This is a genomic window from Virgibacillus siamensis, assembly GCF_900162695.1.
Classification (GTDB): Bacteria; Bacillota; Bacilli; order Bacillales; family Amphibacillaceae; genus Lentibacillus; species Lentibacillus siamensis_A.
The window spans coordinates 113644-137919 of the sequence record NZ_FUIH01000006.1 but is presented as its reverse complement, the minus strand read 5'-3'; the positions used below and the strand labels follow the sequence as shown (position 1 = coordinate 137919).

The following is a 24276-nucleotide window of genomic DNA, read 5'->3' as shown; positions in this document are numbered from 1 at the left end:
CATGACTATTCTGGATAAAATCATCGCCGAAAAAGAGAAAGAAGTAAAAGAGCTGCGAAAAAAAACAGATCAGTCCGCGCCTGCTAACAAGAAAGCTGTTGCGCACATTGCAGATTCTTTTCGCAATACGGACACAATGAACATTATTGCTGAAATCAAACGTGCATCCCCTTCCAAAGGGTCCATTAATGCGGCTGTCAATCCTGCTGAACAGGCCCAAATATATGAATCAAATGGTGCGGGTGCCATTTCTGTTCTGACCGACAGCACATTTTTCAAAGGCTCCATGGATGATGTGCGAAACGTCCGTGAAGCAGTTGATCTGCCAATACTATGCAAAGACTTTTTCATCGATACTGTCCAGATTGACCAGGCAAAAGCAGCTGGTGCATCAGTTATTTTGCTGATTGTTGCGGCCCTTGCACCGGATAAACTCAGGGAGCTGTACGACTATGCAACCAATCAGGGGCTGGAAGTTCTATGTGAAGTGCATGACGCGGAAGAAATGGAGCAGGCAGTGGCGCTTGATCCTGCGATTATCGGGATTAATAATCGCAATTTGAAAACATTTGATGTCGATTTAGCAACATTTGAAACATTGGCCTCCATGGTAACCAATCCGAAAACGGTGCTGATCAGTGAAAGCGGCATAAAAACGAAAGAAGATGTGATTCGCGTTCAAAAAAGTGGTGCCAAAGGAATTCTTGTTGGAGAAACATTGATGCGCGCCGATAATTTACCGGCAGCATTCCAGGCATTAAAAATTCCATTACCGAAAGAAGGCACTGCAAATGCTCATTAAAATATGTGGTATTCAATCAGAGGAAGCAGCTCAGGCAGCTGTTGATGCGGGAGCTGATTATATCGGATTTGTCTTTGCCCCAAGCAAGCGGCAGATTACACCGGAGCGGGCAGCAGAAATAACTGCGGGGCTTTCATCAAGCATCCGAAAAGTTGGTGTTTTTGTTAATGAAACAAAAGAAAACATCGAACAAACAGCGAAAACTGCGGGACTTGATGTAATACAGCTGCACGGAGACGAACCGCCTGAATTCGCAGCCGATCTTGATTATCCGGTATTAAAAGCATATCCGATGACAAGCGATTTTCCGTCAAAGGCACCGGTTTATCCGTGTGACTATCTTTTGGTCGACAGCCCGCGCGGACCGAACCGAGGCGGCAATGGCACAACTTTTGACTGGAAATTATTGTCCGATAGCGGCCTGGATCCGGAAAAAATCATTTTGGCCGGCGGACTCACTCCCGATAATGTGCAGGCAGCCATAACCGCTGTCAATCCTGCCGGTGTTGACGTTTCCAGCGGTGTGGAAACAAACGGACAAAAAGATGCAGCCAAGATTTCCCGTTTTGTCCGCGGGGCAAAAACGAATTCCTGATAAAAATGGAAAAAGACTGATAAATGATGCAAAGTGGCCGATAAAACATGAAAAGTGACTGATAACTGAAGCAATGTGACCGATAAACGAAGCAATGTGACTGATAAACGACGAGAGGATGATGAACAATGACAACTTATACGATGCCTGATCAGACAGGAAGATATGGAAGTTTTGGCGGAAAATTTGTGCCGGAACTGCTGATGACGGCAGTTGCCGAGCTGGAGGAAGCATATGAAACTGCCAAAAAAGATCCTTCTTTCATTTCGGAGTTGGATTACTATCTGAAGCAATATGTAGGCAGAGAAACACCGCTCTATTATGCTGAGAATTTAACCAAAAAACTTGAGGGGCCCTCCATTTACTTGAAGCGTGAAGACCTCAACCATACCGGTGCACACAAAATCAACAATACAATCGGCCAGGCACTGCTGACATTGCGGATGGGGAAAAAGAAGGTTGTCGCAGAAACCGGCGCCGGCCAGCACGGGGTTGCAACAGCTACTGTGTGCGCGCTGCTTGGATTGGAATGCGTGGTTTTCATGGGAGAAGAAGATATCCGCAGGCAAAAGCTCAATGTTTTCCGAATGGAACTGCTTGGGGCGAAAGTCGAAAGTGTTTCACAGGGCAGCGGTACCCTGAAAGATGCGGTGAACGAGGCACTTCGCTACTGGATCAGTAATGTGAATGACACCCATTATATTATCGGATCTGTTGTTGGGCCGCATCCATTTCCAAAAATGGTCCGTGACTTCCAGGCTGTAATCGGCCAGGAAACAAAACAGCAATTTCAGGAATTGACGGGCGGTCTCCCTGATGCAGTCGCTGCATGTGTTGGCGGCGGCAGCAATGCAATGGGGATGTTCTATCCATTCATAGAGGATCAAGATGTAAACCTGTACGGAGTTGAAGCAGGCGGAAGCGGCATTGAATCAAACAAACACGCAGCTACTATAACCGCCGGCACTGTTGGCGTACTCCATGGTACAATGACCCATTTACTCCAGGACAAGAATGGACAAATTGAAGAAGCACATTCGATTTCAGCAGGGCTTGATTATCCTGGCATTGGTCCCGAACACAGTCACCTACATGAAACGAACCGGGTAACTTATACATCTGTGACGGATGATGAGGCGTTGGATGCGTTCAAACTCCTTTCGCAAACAGAAGGGATTATCCCCGCATTGGAAAGTGCACATGCTGTAGCATTTGCATTGAAGCATGCCAAAAATATGCATGAAGACGAGTCACTTGTCATTTGCCTGTCCGGACGCGGCGATAAAGATGTTGAATCGGTAAAAGATCTGCTAGGAGGTGACGTTGATGAGTAATCTTAAACTGGACAAAGCGCTGAAAGAAAAGCTTCAGAACAACAAAAAATTGATTGTTCCGTACATTATGGCCGGTGACAGGCCGCTTGGTCAATTGGAAGAGCAGCTAAATTTTTTGCAGAATAGCGGTGCTGCTGCGGTAGAACTCGGAATTCCTTTCTCTGACCCCGTTGCAGACGGACCGACCATTCAGGATGCAGGGCAACGATCATTGGAACAAGGCACTACCCTATCATCCGTTCTGACAAAACTGAAAAGCTTTAAAGAAGAACGAACGATTCCGGTTATTTTGATGACCTACTTAAACCCTGTTTTTACGTACGGGGCCGGGAATTTTGCCAGAGATTGTGCAGATGCGGGGGTTAACGGTGTTATTATTCCGGACCTTCCACTGGAGGAGGAAGCAATTGTAAAAGATGATTTGCAAGAAAATGCCATTTCGTATATCCGGCTTGCTGCAATGACATCACCTGATGAACGGCTGCAAAAAATTGCTGAACGAACGGAAGGCTTTCTCTATGCTGTTGCTGTCACAGGCACAACCGGCGCCAGAACCACGCATGACAGCAACGTAAAAAACTATCTTCAAAAACTAAAAAACTATACCGATAAGCCGGTCCTGGCCGGATTTGGTGTTTCTACCAGTTCTCAAGCACATGAACTTGCTGAAGCATGTGACGGGGTCGTCATCGGCAGTACCATTGTTAATTTTTTACACGAGGGAAAAACGGAAAACGTCCAACAATTGCTCGAGGAGAGTGTCTAAATATAGATTAGTCACATCCGGGTCTTCCCCCGGGTGTGACTAGTTTTGCGGACGTAAAGTAAGAAATCGTGGATATCTATCTTAAATTCGTGGATACCCGCCCTGGAACCGTGAATATCTAGTTCAAATTCGTGGATATCCCCCCGGAACCGTGGATAAATCATTATAGAGGCTTCAGCTAAAATGGATGCTTTACATTATGAAAAATACCCGTTAAGATAATTATTAATAATTGAATTCCATTTTTTAGCACTAGGGGAGCTAGATTGGCTGAGAAGGACTTTGTTGTTCTGACCCTTGAACCCGAACCGGATAATACCAGCGTGGGAAAGTGCAGTCATAACAAATCATCCGACTGCATCCATATGGCTGCAGTTTTATATTATCCGGAATCAATATAAAGGAGGTTACATAATGCATGGAAAATGGGGAATCTTGGACAGCGGGTTTCATGATGCTTCCGTAAACATGGCTTTGGACGAAGCTTTGTTAAATTGGCATAGTGAAGGAAAAATCCCGCCTGTCCTAAGATTCTACGGTTGGAAAAAACCAAGCCTGTCACTCGGTCATTTTCAAAAGGATGCCGAAATTAATTACCGCAACCTGCAAAAACATCAATGCCAGCACGTACGGCGACTGACAGGCGGAAGCGCTGTACTGCATGATGATGAACTGACTTACAGCATCGTCATTTCCGAAAAAAACCCGGGTATCCCGTCATCCATCCAGGAAGCATACTATGTTTTATCCAAAGGAATCATTCAAGGATACAAAAACCTGGGAATTGAGGCAAATTACGCTGAAGATCTGTCCAGAGAGAGAAGCGCCATCTGCTTTGAACGCCCGGCATTTTACGAGATGGTTGCGGATGGCAAGAAATTATCCGGAAATGCGCAAACCCGCAAACGCGGAGTTTTGCTGCAGCATGGGTCAATACCACTGTCCATTGATGAAATCATGTTATTTGATTTATTTGTCTTTCCAAATGAAGAAGTAAAAGCAAGAAAACGACGCGCTTTTGCAAAGAAAGCAGCTGCAATTAATCAATTGACCGAACAAAAACAAACCTATGATACGGTAAAAAAAGCCTTTTACGAAGGATTCAGAGATGGTCTGGATCTTCAGCTTGAACCATTTACTCTATCTGAAAGCCAGTGGAACGAAGTATTTCATCTAGCCGAAACCAACTACTCAACCAAACAACCAACAAGGAGTGTGTAAGTGTGGCAAAACAGGAAGAATACATACGCAAACCGGAGTGGCTGAAAACACGAATCAATACAAATAAATCATACCGCGGCTTAAAAAAATTGATGCGTGAAAACCGATTGAATACTGTTTGTGAGGAAGCACGCTGCCCGAACATACATGAATGCTGGAGCGAACGCAAAACTGCAACATTCATGATTCTTGGTGATACATGTACACGTGGTTGCCGCTTTTGTGCAGTTAAAACCGGAATGCCGAATGAACTTGACTGGGGTGAGCCGAAGCGTGTGGCGGACTCAGTCAGCGTAATGGGGCTTAAACACGTCGTCATCACTGCAGTTGCACGTGATGACCTGAACGATGGAGGCGCTCAGGTCTTTGCCAACACCGTTCGCGCAGTTCGAAATCAGAATCCGGGCTGCACAATTGAGATATTGCCGTCCGATATGAAAGGTGACTATGAAAGCCTGCATACACTAATGGACAGTGGACCGGATATATTTAACCACAACATCGAAACTGTCCGCCGCCTGACGAAACGCGTGCGTGCACGTGCGATGTATGACCGTTCACTGCAATTACTTCAACGCGTAAAAGAGATTGCACCAAATACACCGACAAAATCGAGTATTATGGTTGGTCTTGGTGAAGAAAAGGAAGAAATTATCCAGGCAATGGATGATTTGCTGGCACATGATGTAAACATTATGACGATCGGTCAATACCTTCAACCTACCAAAAAGCATTTAAAAGTAGAGCGTTACTATCATCCGGATGAGTTTGAAGAACTAAAACAAATCGCCCTCGAGAAAGGATTCAGTCATTGTGAGGCAGGCCCGCTTGTCCGCTCATCTTACCATGCAGATGAACAGGTAACTAAGGCATCTGCCCAGCGCAGAATCAATTACATGAAGGGTTATGAAAAACAAGAGAATAAGCAGGTGGACTTTACGTTTTAAAAACCCTGTTCTGCAAAGGAAACGCACATCCCGATCTGGAGTGTGCGTTTCTTCAATAATTTATGGGTTGTTTATCTTTCTATAGTTTAATTATATGTTATCTATGGTAGATTGTATATTTCCACATAAGTATACTTTTTGATAGAATTTTGAAAATCCAAGTTCTAAAAAACGCCTGCCCAAAAAGAGCAGACGTTCCATTCATTTCCTAAAATCCATTTCGTAAAAGTGGAAGAAAGTGTTCCCTTTAACAGGTTTCTCCACAGCTATCTCCCCTTCGTACAATGTGTCACCTGTTTTCGTATCAAACACATGTATGTTTGGTGAAGCATCCTCCATCGTCGATAATAATACATACAGTTTGCCATTTAAGGTTTTAAATAATGATTCTCCCGAGTTTTCATCCGGTATATCAACTTCATTCTCCACCTTTTTAGACTCCAGGTTATACATGATTATCCGGGAATTTTTTTGTCCGGCAATGGCATAAATATTGCTGTCATCAAAACTGTATGGATATGGACCATTAAATTGAATATCCATTGATACATCAACTTTGGATTCCTTTCCGTTTTCAAAGTTATAAATAATGAATTCACTGCTGTTTTTCGAAGGTGCTTTTTCGCCCCGGTCAGTATTGGATTCTTGGTCAATCATGGCAAATACCATGTATGGATGCGGGCTCATTTCATTCATTTCGCCCATCGTACTTATCGTTTCATAGTTTCCCGAATCATCGTTTCCAAGAGCCAAAATCTCTTTCTCACCATTAATTTCCTGCTTTTCAATGTCAAAACTATATACATGGAATTCTTCACCGGTTAAATTCTCACCGGAAACCTTAGGGTAGTTACTCGTTACAACTTTTAAATCCCCGTCAATCATTTGAACATCCAGCACGTGCGCATTGGCATACAATGCCCTGTTTGGAACAGGCAATGAAAATGAAACTGTTTTATCCGGTTCTTTTTTTAGAATGTCAACTTCAAACTCCATTTCACTTGGCGTTTCCCGGATGGACTGATTGATTATATTCACATATGCAAGTACTTCCTCTGAGTTCAAATAATTGGATACAGATCCTTTCTTACCACGCATAAAACTGCGGTATTCATCTTTAAGCTGCTTCATTTCAGGTCTGTACATATTGCTGATCCGCTCCAAAAATGAGCGCTCACGTTTAAAGGTGGTCTTTTCAGCAGTCATTTCAAACTCATGCCCAATCTTATTGGCATAATAATTACCATGGAGGATCAGCGGTTCAACCACCTCATCATTCCCTTTTTCTTTCTTAAATACAATTTCCGTATAACTTCCGGCTGATAAAGCTGACTTGACATAGAACGTTCCAATGGTAAGAACAATAATCGTTACAATTGCAATCAATTTCCAATAGCGTTTCATTCTGAAATCCCCCTTACACCGTTACTTTTTTCTTCAGCAAAATGTTTCCAAGCCAAATGGCAGCTACGGTTACAATGATACCGAGCGCAATTTCTACAATCAGCCATTCAATCGGGTATAAGTACTCCTGCTGCAGAAAAATCATCAAAAGGAATGGCGATAAAAATACAGCAGCCGACAACACACTGTATAATGCTCCTATCAAAATTCCTTTCCATTTGTAACTGCGCTCGAATAAAATGGCTGTAAACAAAACTGAAACGACCATGAATCCCATCCCATAATAAAGGATAAATTCAATAAAGGTCTGCGGATAAAGGATAGGCAAAAATCTAAGTCCGTTGACAATCTGTTCAATGGTCATATCTGCGCGAAAATCATCTGGAACCACCCACGTTAAAGCAGCACTCTCCAATGGGAGCAAAAGCAGCTGAATCGATATAAGTCCTAGCACCATCAGAAAAATGGCTAATGCTTTTGACAAATACACATTCAAGCGGGCTGTCGGAAGCATAAGCAGCCGGTATGCAAACGTATTTTTTCCAATCCAGTCACGGTACCAGATAAAGAAAATATAAATGGCCAATGTTACCGCACACATCGCAACTGGGCCCAGGAACCAGATACTTCTGGCATAATCAGTAAATGACATCATTCCATATTGCTCCAGAAACTGTGATTTTGGAACAAGTTCTTCATAAATAACCTGATTTGCCCTGCTCATATATGCATTTGCCGTTACAAAAACACCGGCAACCTGTGCAATTATGGTGATTCCAATCAGCACCAAATATATTTTCATAAATCTCCCCAGCTCAAAATTGACTAATTTCACAAAACGATTCATGCCTGATACACCTCCCTCATTACATCCACAACGGATTTCCCTTCATTTTCCCGTACTTCTTCACTGTTGAATTCTTTTAACACAACACCATTATCCAATAGGACCACTTTATCAATCAGATGTTCAATGTCCCCGATTTCGTGGGTAGTAATAATCACACCGCGGTCTTCCACCAAGTGGCTCGTAAACACTTCAGCAATCTGTTCCCGGCTGAATATGTCAATGCCGGAGAATGGTTCATCCATTAATAGAAAATCAACATCAAGTGCCAGTCCAAGCAGCAAATTAACCTTCGCTGCGTTTCCTTTTGACAGACTGGAGATTTTCTCGTCTTCCTGCAGCTTGAAAAATCCAAGCAATTCCGTGGCACGCTCCCGGTTCCAACTGTCATAAAAATCATCCATAAACTGCAAGGCATCTCCTATTGTCATTTGCGGAAGCATCGTAATCGCATCCGGTATGAAAGTGATTTTTTCATAACTATTTTTGTTTATTTTTTCCCCATCCATTAAAATTTCACCTTTATTGATTGGTGTCAGATTCATAATTGCATTTAAAATGGTCGTTTTACCGACACCATTTATTCCAATCAGGCACGTAATTTCGCCTTTATTAGCGGTAAAGGATACACTTTTCAAGACTTTTTTTCGGCCAAATTTCTTTTCGATCCCCTTTACTTCTATCATGATTTCCCCTCCTGTCCTTTGTTTTCCGTCGAATATTTTTCTTTAATCATTTCCAATACCTCATCTATTGGAACGTTAATGGAGCGGATGGAAGTCACAAAATCATTAACTGCTTCGCTTATTAGTTCGCTTCGGACTTCATTAAGCACTTTCTCATCCTTCGTGATTCGGCTGGGCAGATTTCGTTCCGTATAAATCAATCCCTGTTCCTCCATTTCTTTGTATGCACGCTGTGCCGTGTTTGGATTAATCTTAATCCGATTTGCCAGTTCCCTTCTGGAGGGAATTTCCTGACCAGGCTCAAAATTACCCGTTGCAATCTGTTCTTTAAAATATCGAATTACCTGCACATAAACCGGATCACGGTTGTTTACATTTATTTTCATAAACACAGCTCCTCGTTGGACTCAAATGTAACCTTGATGTTGGGTGTATTAAGTTATTAGTACACCTTAGTCAAAAAAATGTGTATTAAACAGTTAATACGCTTCTGGAATGTATTATACGGTTAATACACTTTAAAAGTCAACCGTTTATTTAATAGTTATTTTCCACGATGTCCAGCCACTCAGCACATAACAATAATGGTATGTTAAAATTGAATTAGACTGATAATGGTATATTGGAAGGACTGATTATAAATGGCAAATAAAATAAAATTAACCTCATTATCTTCAAAGGGCGGATGCGGCTGTAAAATCGGACCGGCCGATTTGGAACAGGTTTTACATACACTGCCGACTGCCGCTCCGAACGAAAATTTGCTCGTCGGACTTGATACGAGTGATGATGCCGGCGTATATAAATTGACCGATGATCTGGCAATCGTGCAAACGGTAGATTTTTTCACACCAATCGTGGATGATCCTTATTCATTCGGACAAGTTGCCGCGGCAAATGCGATTAGTGATGTATATGCAATGGGAGGAACGCCAATAACTGCTCTTAACATCGTTGCATTTCCAATATCAACTCTGGACAAAGACATTCTGACTGAAATTCTGCGTGGTGCCCAGGATAAACTTGAAGAGGCAGGGGTCTCCCTTGTTGGCGGTCACTCGATTGATGACCAGGAGCCAAAATTCGGACTTGCCGTAACTGGGACTGTAAACCCGAAAAAAGTTCGAACCAATAAAGGGGCAAAACCCGGTGACAAGCTTATTTTGACAAAGCCGATTGGTGTGGGCATTATGTCGACATCCATTAAAAATAATCTGCTTGATGAATCAGAAATACAGCGTGTTACCGATGTCATGACAACTTTGAATAAAACAGCTGCAGAAACAATGGCAGCCTATGATATCCACGCATGCACCGATGTCACCGGATTCGGTTTATTGGGTCATGCCTCCGAAATGGCGGCGGCAAGTGATGTGGAAATCAACATCACATATGACAATGTTCCTATTTTACCGCGTGTAAAAGAACTAGCGGAATCCGGCTCTGTACCAGGCGGAACCAAAAATAATTTTAAACATGTGCAGGATGTTGTAAATTATCCGGAAACGATGGACCAGACGGATAAATGGATCCTCTGTGATGCTGTCACATCAGGCGGCTTGCTCATTTCAGCGGGTAGTGACGATGCGGAATCATTATTAGGGGACTTGCAGAAGAATGGTGTGGAAGCAAAAATCATCGGCGAAGTTATTAGCGGTAAGAACGGTCAGATCACCGTTCAATAGCATGAAACAGGAAGTGAAATACTATGTTTAAAGATATTACACTGGATGAATTATTGAATAAACAACAAAAAGAATCCCATACCATCATTGATGTCCGATCCCCCGGGGAATATCATGATGCAACAATACCGGGCAGCATTAATATCCCGGTATTCAGTGATGAAGAACGTACCGAAGTCGGGACACTGTACAAACAGGTCAGTCAGGAAGCAGCCAAAAAACGCGGGCTGGAGATTTTTTCGGCAAAACTGCCACAGTTCATTGAGCAATTCAATCAGATGGATTCACCGAAGACGGTTTTCTGCTGGCGCGGCGGTATGCGGAGTAAAACCGCCGCAACCGTCCTGTACTTAATGGGAATTCATGTATACCGGCTGGATGGCGGCTATCGCTCCTACCGTCAATGGGTGGTTGAAACACTTAAAAATCTGGAATTCAAACCTGAGCTTTATGTGTTGAATGGCAACACCGGTTCCGGCAAAACAATTCTATTAAACGAACTTTCCCGAAAAGGATACCCGGTAATCGACCTTGAAGAGATGGCGGGACACCGCGGATCTATTTTTGGTCAGATTGGTCTGAAACCGAACAACCAGAAAAAGTTTGAATCCCTGCTTGTTCAGAAGCTGCTCCGTTTCCGGGATGCCCCTTTCGTTTTCATAGAAGGAGAAAGCAAGCGAATCGGAAAAGTAACAATACCGGAAATTCTTTACCATAAGAAAGAGCAGGGTATGCAGCTATTTATTGATTTACCAATGGATGAGCGTGTACGAAATATACTTGATGACTATCAGCCATGGAATTCACCCGATGAATTTCTCGATGCGTTTTACCGGATCAAAAAGCGGATTCATACACCAGTTGCTGCTGAAATTGAAGAAGGTCTTCAACAGGGGAACTATCACAATGCAGTAAAACTATTGCTTGAATATTACTATGACCCAAGGTATGAGCATTCCGCCCGACGATACCCGGAAAACCAAACGATTCACCTGCATGCTTTAGATAACGATCATGCGCTGCGCAGTATTGAAAGGACAATTGTAAAAGTCGCAAACCATAACTGAAACGGGGGGCTTTAAATGAAAATTGGTATACTGTCTGATATTCATGAAGGGATTAACCGAAAAAGAACCGGCGAAACGATTCTGCCCATCATACGTAATTGGATTACCACAAACTGCCCGGATGTCTTTATCATTGCCGGTGATATGACCTCCAAGCCGCAAAAAGCACTGACCTTACTGGACCAGCTTCAGAAGGAATGCCCCGGAACTAAAATCCTTTATGTGCATGGTAATCATGATGTTTATGATGAAAGCTCCCTCCGTGCCTATGAAACATTGCTGCAGTTCCCGGGAAATTTGGGAAACGGTGTTGTCGAACTTAATAAAGATTGGGCAGTCATTGGTGATGGCGGCTGGTATGACTATAGTTTCGGTCTGCCGAAGTACACTACAAATGATTTCAAAAAAGGAACTTTCCACGATTTAACATGGCCGGATAAAACATATGCACACTGGTCGGAATCGGATCAGGATGTAGCTGACCGCTACATCCGCAAACTATCCTACTGGCTGGAAAAGCACAGTGAACAAAATATTATTATGGTTACCCATTTTGTTCCTTTTTCCCGTTTTGTGGAAGTGAAAGGAGACCCGGGGTGGGACTTTTTCAATGCAATGCAGGGAAGTAAAGTTTTCGGTGAGCTGGCTGAGCAATATAAAATAAAAAAGTATATTTTTGGACATGTACATAAACGTTATCATGAAACCTACAATGGAATAGAAATAATTTGCAATCCGTTAGGCTACTATCCGCATGAATGGACAAGCGCCTCAGCGGAAGAAGAGATTACATCCACCATTAAAATGATCACCATATAACGTAACATCCTGTTCATATTCTGTTCACATAGACAGGATATACTTATGACAGTTATAAAAGGGAGTGAGAATCGTTGAATATATACAGTAAAACATTGCTAAGATTTTCAGCATTATTTGCCTTGGCAGGGGCATTCCTCGGTTCACATATGGCTGGTGCAGGGAGCCTGGCATTTAAAACGGTGCATGCACATATACTTGTTGTCGGCTGGCTCTCGCTTTTTGCCTGGGCTGTTTATTATAAACTTTTCACACCGGCTAATAAAATTCTTTCCACCTTGCATGTGGTTGCCGCAATTGCAGGTGCAGTCGGGCTGACATTCGGCATGTGGCTTTATTATTTGCGTCCGTTCGGCATTGCGAATGGCGTTACCACAGTATTTTTCATCGTCGGCGGATCCATCCTGCTGTTGGCTTTTGTGTTTTTTGCCATACTGGTATTTTTAAAAACAGAAGATGATTAAAAATGGGAACCTGTTAAAAACTGGTTCCTCTTTTTATTTAACTGATCTTTTAATGAACTTCTTTATCTTTCAAACCCGAAGCATTCCTTATTGCAACTATAATGTACACTTTCATCTTATTATGGATAAGATAATTATATGGTATAATTTTAGTATAAGGTGGTGTTTTCATGCGTTCTGTTAAAATGTCCAGGATTGAGAGTAATATTTTGGAAAATCGTCCATCTGTAAATGCACGCTTGAATTCAAATAGTTCCTCTCATTCACGTATAAGAAGATGCAGATCAAGGTCGCTGGATGAAAAAGTTGCACTGACAGAAATCACCAAGGCAAGCATAGAACGTGCAAAACGGGAAGGCAAAATGAAAATGATCGGAAAGAGATGGATGTATTATGATCCAACTGAATGAGTTGAAAATGGAATTCAACAATCTGATCAATCTTAGAAAGCATGAAAGAATGTTGGAATTTTGCGCACTGTTAACAGCTTTTTTTCACGAGGACGGAATCAAACCAATCATCGTTGGAGGGCTATCCGTTGAAATATATACACGATCAAATTACACAACGTACGATATTGATCTTATAACGGACGGACGGGAAAAGATCAGTGATTTATTAACCAATGAATTGGATTTTAAAAAACAGGGGCGGAACTGGTATCACGAAACACTTGAGCTTGCAATTGAAATCCCGGATAATTTCCTGGAAGGCAGCAAAGAAAAAGTAATAACAATCGAACTTAAAAACGGCCGCAATATTCTTGTCATTGCAATCGAAGACATCATTATCCATCGATTAGAATCAGCACTTGTTTCAAGTCCGAAACATCCTGAATGGACGGATGATTACGAATGGGCTGAACGAATGTTTCAAATTCATAAACATGATACCGGAATTATGGATCATAAATATCTTTTGAATGCTTCAGAAAAGGCCCAAGTGGACGATATTATTAAAAAATGGTTAGAATAAATAAATTGAAATCTTAAAGAATCCCGCACCTGCCGAGACATTGTACGGGATTCTTATCTTTTTCCGGAAAAGTCACCTTACTATTCCCGAAGCACCTTTTGTATCGAATGATTAAGCTGATCAACATTAACAGGATCCGTTTGGTCATGAGGCAGATGATATTTTTGTTTTAAACGGATGATCCTTTTTACACTTTGATCAATACGCTTCTCGGGAATTTCCCCACTTTGCACTGCTTGCTTTAACGCATTAATTACAGTGGTCACCTTACCATAATCATGTGCAACCATGATAATATCTGTACCTGCTTTGACAGATTTGACGGCAGCACCTCCGATTTTATAATTATCCGTAATCGCCTGCATCGTCATATCATCAGAAATAATCACACCTTCATATTGGAGGTGTTCCCTCAGCATCCCGGTTATAACTGGTTTTGACATGGAAGAGGGATAATCTTCATCTATTTTTGGCAGTAAAATATGTGCAACCATGATGACATCTGCACCGTGTTGTATCGCATCTTTAAATGGGATTAACTCCAATTTTCTTAACGCCGCTTTGGACTTATTTACTGTCGGAAGCTGCAAATGAGAATCGACACTTGTATCGCCATGTCCCGGAAAATGTTTAATAACCGGAATGACATTTTTTGATTGAATCCCTTTCATCGTTTGAATCCCCAAATTACTGACTACCTCGGGATTATTGCTGAATGCCCGATTACCGATAACCGGATTGTCCGGGTTACTGTTCACATCCATCACCGGAGCAAAGTCAAGATTGAATCCATATTCCTTTACCATTTTGCCTAGAAGGAAGCCAATTTTATGTGAATAACCGGGATCATTGACCGTTCCTAATTTACTATTCGGCGGAATGTCTGTTAATTCACCCGGCAACCGCGAAACAACACCGCCTTCCTGATCCACCCCAAGTAAGACAGGCGACGTATTTTGCTCATTGAGCTGCTTGATTTTATTTAAAAGAGCTACTGTTTGTTCAGGAGTTTCCATATTGGCTGCGTATAAAATGATTCCGCCAACTTTATATTTCCCGATTAGCTTTTTTGTTTGTTCCCCTGCTGTTGTTCCGGAAATCCCGGCAAAAATCATCTGACCGATTTTTTCATCCAATGTTAGCGTCTCAACCTGTTTTTCCAATTGATAATTGTTGCTTGTTACAACAGAAATGTGATCGACTGCTGGATTTGACTCCGTGTCAGTCGGTTTCGGTACGATCCATTTTAAACGATAATCAGCGCTAACCTTGTACACGAGAATAATCTGCTGGTGTGTTTCATCCTTATAGACATGCGTTTTATCAGGCTTTCCTTTTAGCTCCTTAATCTCCTTATAATGAATAGCAGATAATCCGCTATCAAACAACCGAACATCAAAAACAGTTCCATTTTGGATGCCGAAATGGACATTTCGATCCGGAAACTCTACATATTGCCCGTTATTCGTTTGTACCGTTTCGTTATAGCTGCCCCACTTCTTTGTTACGGAATCTATTTTCGTTTTACCGGCTGTAAAAGAATGTCCCGGTACTTCCCCTTTTGCAGCCAACGAAAATATTTCATCGATGGATGCATTGGGTTGCCCAGAATCCGCATTTTCCTTCTGTTGCGGGCTATCTGGTTTAGGGGAAGATGGTTCTTGCGCATCCTGCTGCGTCAGATAATAAACCCCGATTAGAAAAAGTGGTATAACAACGGCCAATCCGATCTTTTTTATCACTTGGATATCCTCCAACTGTATAGTTATGAATGAAATTACTAATTAGCACTTTTAATGCTTGAGTTTCTGAAAATAATCGATGATCCCAAGTGCACTGACTTGCATATCCAGATTAATAATGACAAACACATCGTGATCCGATGGTACACCGAGCCCGGCAAGGTAGTCTTTCACACGTTGCAGCAACCTGTCTGCCAGCACATCATATCCCTTGCCTTCCGCCTTTACTTCCTGACTGATCTGCATAAACACATCCAGCCATTCCGAGACTTGGCTTAATGCTGTATCAGCACGCTCTGTCTTTCCAAAATGTCCGTAATAAATCCGGTCAACATGCAAAGCACGAATACGTTCAATTGATTCCTGCATAGCTTCCGGATCAAAGTGATTTGGGGATGTAGACGGTAAAAAGAAATCAATCCCTTCGTTTGCAAGCTGTTTATAGCGAATCCCGACTGTATCACCGGTAAAAATTCCATTGCTAATTGGATCAACGATGCTGAAGTGGTGTTTGGCATGGCCTGGTGTATCCAAAAACTCAAGCGTACATTCCGGTCCGATTTTCAATGTATCCCCTTCCGTTTTCTCAACCAGCCGATCTTCCGGTATAGGAACAATCGGATCAAACAATTCACTGAAGCTATCCCCGTAAACAGCTCTCGCCCCGGCGGCAAGCGCTTTTGGATTAGCTAAATGTCTGGAACCCCTGGGATGCACAATAACGGTTGCATTTGGACATTCCTTAATAAACAAACCGGCCCCGCCTGCATGATCCAGATGAATGTGTGTGACAATGATATATTTTACCTGATCCAACGTAAAACCAAGCGCATGCAAACCTTTTTTAATGTATTTTACAGATGGGCTTGGCCCAGTCTCAATCAGGGTCAGCTCCTCTTCATCAATTACATATGTACCTGTTCGCTCCGGTTGTCCCAAATCAAAGCCATCAATCAGATGAATCCTTTTATCAATCTGAATTGGTTCCTTATTTTCCATTGTCTTTCCCCCTCGTCCTTCGTTCTCCCTTTACTATACAAAAAAATGCTACATCTAACCAGTCCACCGCTTATTTAACATTTTCCCCGCACTGTCTGCAAACTTCCATCCAGCATGTCTTCCCATCGGTTAAGGTAAATGTTTCGGATGCCTCAACTACCTTTTTACACTTGTCACAAACAGCCATTACAGGCTCATCATCAAGTTCGTCAAAATTATAAAATTCCTCCAATTCCATATCTATCGCTCCCTGTACAAATTTGTATGCATTATAGCGCTTTTTGTTTCTAAGGGCTACTGCACAAAAATGAATATTGTTGTTGCTCAAGTTCCGAAATCGTGCTTTTTATTATGTGAAATGAAAGATTCTGGCTTCAAAAGTCGCCTAAAATGGCATTTTCGGTATTTTGGTTACCAAAAGATGGTATAAGTGGAACAGCTTTTAACCATACTAAGCGTGAATGATACCATCAAGGAGGCAATGACATATGCGAAACATTTTATACTTATTACTGACTGCCTTGGTACTGTTTGCTGTGGCAGCCTGTGATGCCGGCAGTAATGATCAGGAAGAAACGAGCAATCAACCGGCAGAGGAAGCAGCAACCAGCGCTGCTAAACCAGCTTCAGAGGATCTTGGAAATGGCGTGGATAGTGTATTGTCAGAAGTAAAAGAGCTGAAAAAAATCTCTGCGGATAACGTCCAAAAAATGAAAAGATCCGGTAATTCATTACGGGAAAGCTGGGATAAAATTGAAAAAGAGGTCGAGGAAAATTATCTTAATTACTACATGAATATAGAACATACCCTTTATCCGCTTATTGGTGAAACACAAAAGGATACTCCGGATGGGGATAAAGTATCCAAACTGTGTGAAATTACCACACGAAAGCTGGAAGCATTTAAGAAAAAAATTGGATAGGCAGTTAAAATGAACCCTCTGTACAGGGGGTTTTTTCTATACATATTGTGCACGAAAATTGCCCAAAATAACATTGACTAACTAAAGGAGGTCAAATTAATGCAAAATCAGCAACAACAGAATTTCCAGGGAACAACGAACATGCCGTCACAGCAGCAGTATGGTGCACATGATATGTTTGATGCCCATGAAGCACTTTCTGCTCTGATTGGCGGAATGGAACAATACGTGATGTATGAACAGCATGTCCAGGACCCAGAATTGAAATCAATAATGCAAAGACACCAAACTTTTTGCAACCAGTTATATAACACAATGGTGGACACATTCAAGTCCGGACAGGATCCTTCCACACCGACACAGAGCTACGAGATGAATGAGGATAATCATGTCACATACGGTATGCAGCCTTCGCAGCCAAAGACACCGATTCAATCCACATCAGAGCTCAATGATCAGTGTATTTCCGGTTTTATGCTTGGCTGTATGAAAGCAAATGCCACAGCATTTACATCGGCTGCCCTGGAAATGTCAAACCCGGTAATGCGCCGGATTTTGCAGGATAGTATTCCGAACATGGCTGAAATGGCTTATGAAGTATTTTTATACCAGAACAAACATCAATATTATCAGGTGCCTAAATTACAGCCGCAAGATATGCAGGCATTTCAAAACAGTTATGCGCCAACACAAGGCAATATGCCCCACTAACAATAAACAACCCGCTCAGTTTTAGTTGAGCGGGTTGTTTATTAATCGAGCAGCCTGTTCGTGGCATCTACTTCCATAATCCGGGCACCTCGTTCAATATCTTTTACATCATATGTGCCGTCACCATCACAGACACTGCATTTGTACTGCCAGCCCTCATCATCTGCAAGCATGCCAGTACCTTCACATGCCTTGCATTCATATTCACGTTCCATTTATTGTTCACCCCTTTGCTGTTTGTCTGTTTTTTACCCAGTTAATAATTCCACCGGCAAGCATAATTTCAATCTGCCGTTCAGACAGGTTATGTCTAACTGGTACTTTCTGGTTTTTATCCTTTATCTCTGCCTCGAATTCATTACCTTCCTGAATCTTCTTCCGTACATCTGACAGAATCAGCGTATCCCCGGTTTTTAAAGTGTCGTAATCTGTTTCGTGTACAAATGTCAGCGGCAGCACGCCAAAGTTGACAAGATTTTGCCAGTGGATACGGGCAAAATCCTTAACGAGGGCAACCCGTAAACCAAGATAGCGAGGTGCCAATGCTGCATGCTCACGGCTTGATCCCTGTCCATAGTTAAAACCACCGACAACTGCATGCCCTCCGTTATCTACTGTGCTTTTTCCACGTTTATAGTACGTGTCATCAATAATCTCGAAAGTAAATTTACTGATTTCCGGCAGGTTGCTTCGATACGGAAGCACCCGTGCGCCCCCTGCCAAAATTTCATCCGTTGAGATGTTGTCTCCCATTTTTAATAAAATTGGCAGTTCGAGCTTATCCGGCATTGGATCCATTTTCGGGATTGATGCAATATTTGGTCCCTTTTGCAGGTTAATTTTACGTGCTTCCTCAAGCGGAAGTGGACTGTCAAGCAAATCCACATCGGTCGTTGGATGTTTCGGTTCTTTTACCTTTGGATAGTCCATTTCCAATGTACGCGGATCCGTTATTTTTCCCATTAGAGCAGAAGCTGCTGCCGTTTCCGGGCTGCACAGATACACACTGTCTTCCTTCGTCCCTGACCTGCCCGGGAAATTTCGCGGTGTCGTGCGCAGACTGTTCCGGCCTGTCGCAGGTGCCTGGCCCATTCCGATACATCCGTTACATCCCGCCTGATGCATTCTTGCACCTGCCTGCAGCAGGCTTGCAATATGACTTTCCTTTACCAGATCAGTCAGCATTTGCCTGGATGTCGGATTAATGTCAAAGGAAATACCATCTGCTATGTGTTTTCCGGAAACGGTCTCTGCTGCAACTGCAAAATCACGGAATCCCGGATTAGCCGATGACCCGATATAAGACTGATAAATAGGTGTACCGGCAACCTCTGTCACAGGCACCACGTTACCTGGGCTGGAAGGCTTGGCAATGAGCGGTTCCACTTCTGAAAGATCAATTTCCTCCAGAATATCGTATTCTGCACCATTATCCGCTTCCAGTTCTACCCAGTCATCCTCACGATCCTGTTCTTTCAAAAACCGCTTTACTTCTTTATCGGATGGGAATACGGTACCAGTAGCTCCCAATTCGGCACCCATATTGGCTATCACATGCCGATCCATAGCGCTTAAATTTTTCAGGCCGGGACCAAAATATTCAACAACTTTGCCAACACCGCCTTTCACATCATGACGGCGCAATAGTTCAAAAATCACGTCTTTCGCACTGACCCAGTCTGGTAGTTTTCCGGTAAGTTTAACCCCCCATACTTGCGGCATTTTTACGTAGAATGGTTCACCTGCGATTGCAAGTGCTACATCGATTCCACCCGCCCCCATCGCAAGCATCCCCATACTTCCGTTCGCACATGTATGGCTGTCAGATCCAAGCAGCGTTTTTCCCGGCTTGGCCAACCGCTGCATATGGACAGGGTGACTTACACCATTACCCGGCCTGCTGTAATAAAGTCCGAAGCGTCTTGTCGCGCTTTGCAGAAAAAGATGGTCATCCGGGTTTTTGCTGTCCTGCTGAATCAGGTTATGGTCCACATATTGTGCGGATGCCTCTGTCTTCGCACGGTCCAATTCCATTGCTTCCAGTTCCAGCATAACCAAGGTTCCTGTAGCATCCTGGGTTAAAGTTTGATCAATTTTTAGTCCAATTTCTTCACCTGGCTCCATTTTACCGGATACAAGATGATCTTTTATCAATTTTTGTGTGATGTTTAATGGCATGGACATTCCTCCTACATAAATATACTTTTATAGTATATGAATATAGGCGTATAATTATTTGCAGGAAATCCGAATCTATTTAGGTCTTTATTCGTATTACGTTACTATAAAATAAAAGGGGTGGAAGTATTGAATAATCACGAAATTGATTTTAAGCTATATGGCGATGATATGCAGTTTGTTGAAGTCGAACTTGACCCGCAGGAAACAGTTATTGCGGAGGCTGGAAGTCTGATGATGATGGATAGTGAAATTCGAATGGAGACCATTTTTGGTGATGGATCGGAAAATCAGGGAAGCGGTCTGATGGGAAAACTGCTTGGCGCGGGGAAACGTGTCATAACCGGAGAAAGTCTTTTCATGACAACCTTCACCAACCAGGGAACCGATAAAAAACATGTCTCATTTGCTTCTCCTTATCCGGGAAAAATTATCCCAATGGACTTGAGTGAAATACAGGGCAAATTAATCTGCCAGAAGGATGCCTTCCTTGCTGCCGCAAAAGGTGTATCGGTTGGAATTGAATTCCAGAAAAAAATCGGTACCGGCTTCTTTGGCGGCGAAGGGTTTATCATGCAAAAACTGGAAGGCGATGGCATGTCATTTGTTCATGCCGGCGGAACAATCCACAAAAAAGTACTCGAACCGGGTGAGACATTAAAAGTTGATACCGGCTGCCTTGTCGCCATGACCGGAGATATCGACTACAATATTGAGTATATCGGAGGCGTGAAAACGGCACTTTTCGGAGGTGAGGGTCTGTTTTTTGCAACACTGCGCGGACCAGGAACTGTATGGGTGCAATCCCTGCCATTCAGCCGGCTCGCCAGCAAAGTATTCGCTGCAGCACCACAAAGAGGCGGCGACAAAGGTGAAGGAAGCCTAGCCGGCAGCCTGTACGACATCTTCGGCGGAAAATAGGTGCCTGGCACCACCCGATTTTGCCGATAATTTTTTCCGGTTAGATTATTGCACTTTTGCACATACTAACGTTGAAGTTTTCTTTCTTCAGGGGTGAAATGAATGGGCAGAGATGAGCACAATAAATCAAGGGGCAGAAACAGGCTGGCACAAACGCCGAAAAATCAAAAATCGGACGGCCGTGACATTGAATTTTCCGAAGAGCTTGCTGACTATGATGATCTAGTGGCGCTGGAAAGAAGAAAGGCCGCCGATAAAAGAGCGAAAAATAAAGAATGAAAATAAAAATCCGGGCTCAGTCTATATACGCTGAGCCCGGATTATTTTACTTAAAATCGTTCAGTTTCCCTTCAATTTTTTCCATTATTTCAGCAGCTTTTTGCCAATTTCCGTTAGATAGTGCTTTTTTATAAGTATCAAACAAGTTGGAAAGACTTCGCAATTGTTCTTCCGCATCCGTTAATGCCTGTCCGGAATCCCGATTATTATCCTCTTTACCTTGTTCCTTATCGGTTTTTCCATTATTGGTATCCTGCTTTTCAGGATGAATTTTTTTCAGGATGGCATCCAGTGCATCATCAAATGTTCGCTCCATTACAATATAATCACCATAAGCGAGGATAACCCGTTTCACCTCAGGTAATGAAGTTGAATTAGAGGATTCGATATATACTGGTTCCACGTATAAAATCGTGTCCTCAATCGGAACAACAAGAAGATTTCCGCGAATCACCTTTGATCCGCCCTGCGACCACAAGTTCAACTGTTTGGAGATTTTTCCGTCCTGATTAATCCGGTTCTCAATTTGCTGTGGCCCATATATATTTTTTTGTTTCGGAAAACGATAAACAAACAGGTCACCATAATTTTCCCCGTCGTTTCGCACACCCATCCAGGAAATCATGTTTTGCCTGTTTTTCGGTGTGTATGGCTGCATCAGAATGAACTCTTCATTTTCCTCATCCGGAAGCCGCATCGTCATATAGTAGGGCTCCATCACAATATCCTCATGAAAATATTTTTCAGTTGGAAACTGCCAGAAATCTTCCCGGTTATAGAAGACCTCCAAGTTCGACATATGATAGGTCCCATACATCGAAGCCTGTACAGTAAACAACTTTTCCGGATAACGAAAATGTGCCTTAATGTCTTCAGGAATTTTCGTCGTAAACAAGTCCGGGAAAATGTGCTGATACGTTTTCAATAAAGGTTCATCCGGATTGACTACATAAAAATTCACGTCTCCGGTATAGGCATCGACCACAGCTTTAATGGGGTTTCGAATATAATTGGTATCCCCCTGGTACGGTTCAGAATAAGGGTAACGTTCCGCCTTTAAATACGCATCTATTACCCAAACAAGACTGCCATCATCCCGAACCACAATATATGGATCTTTGTCATAGGTAAAAAACGGCGCAATCCGTTTAACCCGATCCTTAATATTACGCGTAACAAGGAATTTACTTTCATCCGTTATCTGATCCGAAATCATCATACGGAACGAACCTTCACTCAGAGAGAATAACAGACGGTTAATACCGCTTAATGGTATCCCTGCATCCGCATTAAACCGTGTATCGACGTTTTTGTCACCTAATGGATAATCAAATTCATCCACTTTACTGTTAACAATGACATTACGATACGGTTCTTCTCCAAAATATATTTGCGGCCGGTTCACTTCCGGTGTTCCCTTCGGCGGAAGGTTTTTCACCATATATTCAGGCTGTCCCTGTGGTGTGACCTGATTAACATGGCTCATTGTAATCCCGTATCCGTGTGTATACCTGAGATTTTCGTTAACCCACGTATGTGCCTGATCAGGGAGATCCGCTGTACTCAATTCCCTTGCACCAAGAAAGACCTGCTCGTAGTCGCCGTCAATTTTGTACCTGTCAATGTCAATATCATTGAATTCGTAATACGTACGGAATGTCTGCAGCTGATTATAAACATCAAGCAATGGCCTGGCATCATTCATCCGGATATTATCGATCGTTTTTTGATTTCGTTTAACCATCGCTTCACTCAGAGAAAAATTCCCCGGGTGCTTCATTTCTTTAATATCATTCAAACCATAGGCAGCACGCGTGAATTCCAGGTTTTGCTCCAGAAAAGGTCGTTCCTTGGAAAATTCATTCGGGGAAACAAGAAAATTTTGTACTGCCATGGATGCCAGTTGCCCGACAACCAGCAACCCGGCATATATCGCAACTGGTGTTACCATCTTTTGCAGTTTTCCGCGAATGAGAGCAATAATCATCCACACCGTGCCAATGATCGCTGCTGCAGCCAATACATATGCTTTTGGAATGTTAATCACTTTATCTGTATAACTTAGCCCATGGACCACACTTTCCTGAATCAGACTTACCCTGTTGGTCAACAGTGTTTCATACGGCTGCAGTAAGTGAAGACCAGCCAGCAAAAGTCCAATGAAACCAAGCGTTAATCCCAGGTGCAGTTGGGCTGAGCGGCTCATTCGATAGATGTGGAATACGGAATAAGCTGCCGCCTCAATGACAAGTAAAAAAATCGCCATTCCCAGGAGTATATAGACAATAAAGTTCAAGAACGGCAAAACAAACATATAAAACGAAATGTCCATGTTGAAATACGGATCCGTCTGCCCAAATGCGGCATGATCCAAAAATTTCAATGTACGTTCCCAGCCGAATCCCTGCGTAACACTGCTTCCAAAAATCCCGATTAATGCAGCAATCCCAAGCATAATCGGTATGATTTTTTTACGTTCCAACAGAACTGCCGGTAACTGACTGCGGTGCATGTGTCCAATATATGTATGGCGGACCCATGAAAGCGTAAAATAAGTCAAGACAGCAAACAGCAGAAATCCAATCGCAGCAAGCCAGATTTTACTCTTTAAAACAGTTGTGAAAACACCGGCAAAACCAAGTGTATCCATCCAAATATAATCCGTGATAAACCCAAGTGACAGCAATCCCACAATCAGTATCACTACAGGTATGATCAATATGTATCCAGCACGCTTTAATACATTATTAATTTTTTCTTTCTGACGCTCTGTAAAACCACCGTTTCCATTTCCATTCAACAACAACTCCCCCTCTTCCTACAAGCGTACAGTATTTAGAGATGCCTGTCACTACCAGCATTTTGTCGGTTTTTGTCGAATTGGATAAGAAGTTCCATTTCAGGAATAATA

The 24276-nt window shown here is 42.6% G+C and carries 26 protein-coding genes and 1 riboswitch; of the genes, 16 read left to right on the top strand and 10 right to left on the bottom strand.

The features are described from left to right. Position 1: 1 nt before the first annotated feature. The 6 genes from trpC (at position 2) to lipA (ending at position 5665) form a co-directional block, all read left to right on the top strand. Positions 2 to 802, top strand: a complete 801-nt coding sequence (gene trpC / locus B1K71_RS19765; RefSeq protein ID WP_175631797.1) for an indole-3-glycerol phosphate synthase TrpC — start codon at positions 2 to 4, stop codon at positions 800 to 802. Next, positions 792 to 1397 carry a phosphoribosylanthranilate isomerase gene (locus B1K71_RS19760; protein WP_175631796.1) on the top strand — a complete coding sequence of 202 codons (606 nt, stop codon included), beginning with the start codon at positions 792 to 794 and terminating at the stop codon, positions 1395 to 1397. Before trpC ends, B1K71_RS19760 begins: the two co-directional genes overlap by 11 nt. A gap of 128 nt (positions 1398 to 1525) precedes the next feature. Further along, complete coding sequence (trpB, locus tag B1K71_RS01585) at positions 1526 to 2731, top strand: tryptophan synthase subunit beta (protein WP_077324268.1); 1206 nt, start codon at positions 1526 to 1528, stop codon at positions 2729 to 2731. After that, complete coding sequence (trpA, locus tag B1K71_RS01580; protein WP_077324267.1) at positions 2724 to 3497, top strand: tryptophan synthase subunit alpha; 774 nt, start codon at positions 2724 to 2726, stop codon at positions 3495 to 3497. Before trpB ends, trpA begins: the two co-directional genes overlap by 8 nt. Before the next feature lie 244 nt (positions 3498 to 3741). Then, positions 3742 to 3844: riboswitch (TPP riboswitch) on the top strand. 67 nt (positions 3845 to 3911) lie between these two features. Further along, a complete protein-coding gene (locus B1K71_RS01575) occupies positions 3912 to 4718 on the top strand; it encodes a lipoate--protein ligase family protein (protein ID WP_077324598.1) in 807 nt (268 codons plus the stop codon). Between the two features lie 2 nt (positions 4719 to 4720). Beyond that, complete coding sequence (lipA, locus tag B1K71_RS01570) at positions 4721 to 5665, top strand: lipoyl synthase (protein WP_077324266.1); 945 nt, start codon at positions 4721 to 4723, stop codon at positions 5663 to 5665. Positions 5666 to 5866: 201 nt separating this feature from the next. Here the strand turns inward: lipA and B1K71_RS01565 are convergent, their stop codons facing one another. Genes B1K71_RS01565 through B1K71_RS01550 form a run of 4 tightly spaced genes read right to left on the bottom strand, consistent with a single transcriptional unit; the run spans position 5867 to position 8988 of the window. Further along, positions 5867 to 7069, bottom strand: coding sequence for a hypothetical protein (locus tag B1K71_RS01565; protein ID WP_077324265.1), 1203 nt, complete (start codon positions 7067 to 7069; stop codon positions 5867 to 5869). Between the two features lie 13 nt (positions 7070 to 7082). Continuing rightward, complete coding sequence (locus tag B1K71_RS01560; RefSeq protein ID WP_077324264.1) at positions 7083 to 7916, bottom strand: hypothetical protein; 834 nt, start codon at positions 7914 to 7916, stop codon at positions 7083 to 7085. Further along, the gene (locus B1K71_RS01555; RefSeq protein WP_077324263.1) at positions 7913 to 8602 is read right to left on the bottom strand and encodes an ATP-binding cassette domain-containing protein; all 690 of its coding nucleotides are present in this window, start codon (positions 8600 to 8602) and stop codon (positions 7913 to 7915) included. Before B1K71_RS01555 ends, B1K71_RS01560 begins: the two co-directional genes overlap by 4 nt. Next, positions 8599 to 8988 carry a GntR family transcriptional regulator gene (locus B1K71_RS01550; protein WP_077324262.1) on the bottom strand — a complete coding sequence of 130 codons (390 nt, stop codon included), beginning with the start codon at positions 8986 to 8988 and terminating at the stop codon, positions 8599 to 8601. Before B1K71_RS01550 ends, B1K71_RS01555 begins: the two co-directional genes overlap by 4 nt. A 255-nt stretch (positions 8989 to 9243) precedes the next feature. Between B1K71_RS01550 and selD the strand changes: the two genes are divergently transcribed. The 6 genes from selD to B1K71_RS01520 all read left to right on the top strand — a co-directional run bounded on the left by selD (position 9244) and on the right by B1K71_RS01520 (position 13612). Further along, the gene (gene selD / locus B1K71_RS01545; RefSeq protein ID WP_077324261.1) at positions 9244 to 10287 is read left to right on the top strand and encodes a selenide, water dikinase SelD; all 1044 of its coding nucleotides are present in this window, start codon (positions 9244 to 9246) and stop codon (positions 10285 to 10287) included. Between the two features lie 23 nt (positions 10288 to 10310). Further along, on the top strand, positions 10311 to 11354 hold the full coding sequence (gene mnmH, locus B1K71_RS01540; RefSeq protein WP_077324260.1) for a tRNA 2-selenouridine(34) synthase MnmH: 1044 nt from the start codon (positions 10311 to 10313) through the stop codon (positions 11352 to 11354). 15 nt (positions 11355 to 11369) lie between these two features. Beyond that, the gene (locus tag B1K71_RS01535; RefSeq protein ID WP_077324259.1) at positions 11370 to 12173 is read left to right on the top strand and encodes a metallophosphoesterase; all 804 of its coding nucleotides are present in this window, start codon (positions 11370 to 11372) and stop codon (positions 12171 to 12173) included. Between the two features lie 74 nt (positions 12174 to 12247). After that, positions 12248 to 12637 (top strand): hypothetical protein, encoded by a 390-nt coding sequence (locus B1K71_RS01530; protein ID WP_077324258.1) that lies wholly within the window; start codon positions 12248 to 12250, stop codon positions 12635 to 12637. A gap of 170 nt (positions 12638 to 12807) precedes the next feature. Beyond that, positions 12808 to 13047: a hypothetical protein gene (locus B1K71_RS01525; RefSeq protein ID WP_077324257.1), complete on the top strand. Its 240-nt coding sequence runs from the start codon at positions 12808 to 12810 to the stop codon at positions 13045 to 13047. Beyond that, positions 13031 to 13612 (top strand): DUF6036 family nucleotidyltransferase, encoded by a 582-nt coding sequence (locus B1K71_RS01520; protein WP_077324256.1) that lies wholly within the window; start codon positions 13031 to 13033, stop codon positions 13610 to 13612. The genes B1K71_RS01525 and B1K71_RS01520 overlap by 17 nt, the downstream gene beginning before the upstream one ends. Before the next feature lie 80 nt (positions 13613 to 13692). Here the strand turns inward: B1K71_RS01520 and nagZ are convergent, their stop codons facing one another. The 3 genes from nagZ to B1K71_RS19755 form a co-directional block, all read right to left on the bottom strand. Then, the gene (gene nagZ / locus B1K71_RS01515; RefSeq protein WP_077324255.1) at positions 13693 to 15354 is read right to left on the bottom strand and encodes a beta-N-acetylhexosaminidase; all 1662 of its coding nucleotides are present in this window, start codon (positions 15352 to 15354) and stop codon (positions 13693 to 13695) included. A 51-nt stretch (positions 15355 to 15405) separates the two neighbouring features. Continuing rightward, entirely contained in the window at positions 15406 to 16353 is a 948-nt protein-coding gene (locus B1K71_RS01510) for an MBL fold metallo-hydrolase (protein ID WP_077324254.1), read from the bottom strand. A 70-nt stretch (positions 16354 to 16423) separates the two neighbouring features. Beyond that, positions 16424 to 16591 (bottom strand): hypothetical protein, encoded by a 168-nt coding sequence (locus B1K71_RS19755; RefSeq protein WP_175631795.1) that lies wholly within the window; start codon positions 16589 to 16591, stop codon positions 16424 to 16426. A gap of 250 nt (positions 16592 to 16841) precedes the next feature. Here B1K71_RS19755 and B1K71_RS01505 point away from each other — a divergent pair, with 250 nt between their 5' ends. Together B1K71_RS01505 and B1K71_RS01500 are read left to right on the top strand one after the other, a co-directional pair. Next, positions 16842 to 17276: a hypothetical protein gene (locus tag B1K71_RS01505; RefSeq protein ID WP_077324253.1), complete on the top strand. Its 435-nt coding sequence runs from the start codon at positions 16842 to 16844 to the stop codon at positions 17274 to 17276. Positions 17277 to 17375: 99 nt separating this feature from the next. Continuing rightward, on the top strand, positions 17376 to 17987 hold the full coding sequence (locus B1K71_RS01500) for a spore coat protein (RefSeq protein WP_077324252.1): 612 nt from the start codon (positions 17376 to 17378) through the stop codon (positions 17985 to 17987). Positions 17988 to 18028: 41 nt separating this feature from the next. Here B1K71_RS01500 and B1K71_RS19750 read toward each other — a convergent pair whose 3' ends face one another. Then, positions 18029 to 18202 (bottom strand): hypothetical protein, encoded by a 174-nt coding sequence (locus B1K71_RS19750; protein WP_175631794.1) that lies wholly within the window; start codon positions 18200 to 18202, stop codon positions 18029 to 18031. Between the two features lie 7 nt (positions 18203 to 18209). Then, positions 18210 to 20165, bottom strand: coding sequence for an aconitate hydratase (locus B1K71_RS01495; protein ID WP_077324251.1), 1956 nt, complete (start codon positions 20163 to 20165; stop codon positions 18210 to 18212). A gap of 129 nt (positions 20166 to 20294) precedes the next feature. On the opposite strand from B1K71_RS01495, the gene B1K71_RS01490 reads away from it, so the two are divergent. Together B1K71_RS01490 and B1K71_RS01485 are read left to right on the top strand one after the other, a co-directional pair. Further along, on the top strand, positions 20295 to 21086 hold the full coding sequence (locus tag B1K71_RS01490; protein WP_077324250.1) for a TIGR00266 family protein: 792 nt from the start codon (positions 20295 to 20297) through the stop codon (positions 21084 to 21086). Positions 21087 to 21188: 102 nt separating this feature from the next. After that, positions 21189 to 21365 (top strand): YfhD family protein, encoded by a 177-nt coding sequence (locus B1K71_RS01485; protein ID WP_077324249.1) that lies wholly within the window; start codon positions 21189 to 21191, stop codon positions 21363 to 21365. A 46-nt stretch (positions 21366 to 21411) separates the two neighbouring features. On the opposite strand, the gene B1K71_RS01480 is transcribed toward B1K71_RS01485, so the two are convergent. Next, positions 21412 to 24165: a UPF0182 family protein gene (locus tag B1K71_RS01480; protein WP_077324248.1), complete on the bottom strand. Its 2754-nt coding sequence runs from the start codon at positions 24163 to 24165 to the stop codon at positions 21412 to 21414. Positions 24166 to 24276: the final 111 nt, after the last annotated feature.

Excerpts from the sequence above, each read along its gene's own strand:
- trpC (WP_175631797.1), top strand. The coding sequence starts at position 2 with ATGACTATTCTGGATAAAATCATCGCCGAAAAAGAGAAAGAAGTAAAA.
- trpB (WP_077324268.1), top strand. The coding sequence starts at position 1,526 with ATGACAACTTATACGATGCCTGATCAGACAGGAAGATATGGAAGTTTT.
- selD (WP_077324261.1), top strand. The coding sequence starts at position 9,244 with ATGGCAAATAAAATAAAATTAACCTCATTATCTTCAAAGGGCGGATGC.
- B1K71_RS01520 (WP_077324256.1), top strand. The coding sequence starts at position 13,031 with ATGATCCAACTGAATGAGTTGAAAATGGAATTCAACAATCTGATCAAT.
- trpA (WP_077324267.1), top strand. The coding sequence starts at position 2,724 with ATGAGTAATCTTAAACTGGACAAAGCGCTGAAAGAAAAGCTTCAGAAC.
- B1K71_RS19750 (WP_175631794.1), bottom strand. The coding sequence starts at position 18,202 with ATGGAACGTGAATATGAATGCAAGGCATGTGAAGGTACTGGCATGCTT.
- B1K71_RS01505 (WP_077324253.1), top strand. The coding sequence starts at position 16,842 with ATGCGAAACATTTTATACTTATTACTGACTGCCTTGGTACTGTTTGCT.
- B1K71_RS01525 (WP_077324257.1), top strand. The coding sequence starts at position 12,808 with ATGCGTTCTGTTAAAATGTCCAGGATTGAGAGTAATATTTTGGAAAAT.
- B1K71_RS01500 (WP_077324252.1), top strand. The coding sequence starts at position 17,376 with ATGCAAAATCAGCAACAACAGAATTTCCAGGGAACAACGAACATGCCG.
- mnmH (WP_077324260.1), top strand. The coding sequence starts at position 10,311 with ATGTTTAAAGATATTACACTGGATGAATTATTGAATAAACAACAAAAA.
- B1K71_RS19760 (WP_175631796.1), top strand. The coding sequence starts at position 792 with ATGCTCATTAAAATATGTGGTATTCAATCAGAGGAAGCAGCTCAGGCA.
- B1K71_RS01495 (WP_077324251.1), bottom strand. The coding sequence starts at position 20,165 with ATGCCATTAAACATCACACAAAAATTGATAAAAGATCATCTTGTATCC.
- B1K71_RS01535 (WP_077324259.1), top strand. The coding sequence starts at position 11,370 with ATGAAAATTGGTATACTGTCTGATATTCATGAAGGGATTAACCGAAAA.
- B1K71_RS01575 (WP_077324598.1), top strand. The coding sequence starts at position 3,912 with ATGCATGGAAAATGGGGAATCTTGGACAGCGGGTTTCATGATGCTTCC.
- B1K71_RS01555 (WP_077324263.1), bottom strand. The coding sequence starts at position 8,602 with ATGATAGAAGTAAAGGGGATCGAAAAGAAATTTGGCCGAAAAAAAGTC.
- B1K71_RS01550 (WP_077324262.1), bottom strand. The coding sequence starts at position 8,988 with ATGAAAATAAATGTAAACAACCGTGATCCGGTTTATGTGCAGGTAATT.
- B1K71_RS01565 (WP_077324265.1), bottom strand. The coding sequence starts at position 7,069 with ATGAAACGCTATTGGAAATTGATTGCAATTGTAACGATTATTGTTCTT.
- B1K71_RS19755 (WP_175631795.1), bottom strand. The coding sequence starts at position 16,591 with ATGGAATTGGAGGAATTTTATAATTTTGACGAACTTGATGATGAGCCT.
- B1K71_RS01560 (WP_077324264.1), bottom strand. The coding sequence starts at position 7,916 with ATGAATCGTTTTGTGAAATTAGTCAATTTTGAGCTGGGGAGATTTATG.
- B1K71_RS01485 (WP_077324249.1), top strand. The coding sequence starts at position 21,189 with ATGGGCAGAGATGAGCACAATAAATCAAGGGGCAGAAACAGGCTGGCA.
- B1K71_RS01510 (WP_077324254.1), bottom strand. The coding sequence starts at position 16,353 with ATGGAAAATAAGGAACCAATTCAGATTGATAAAAGGATTCATCTGATT.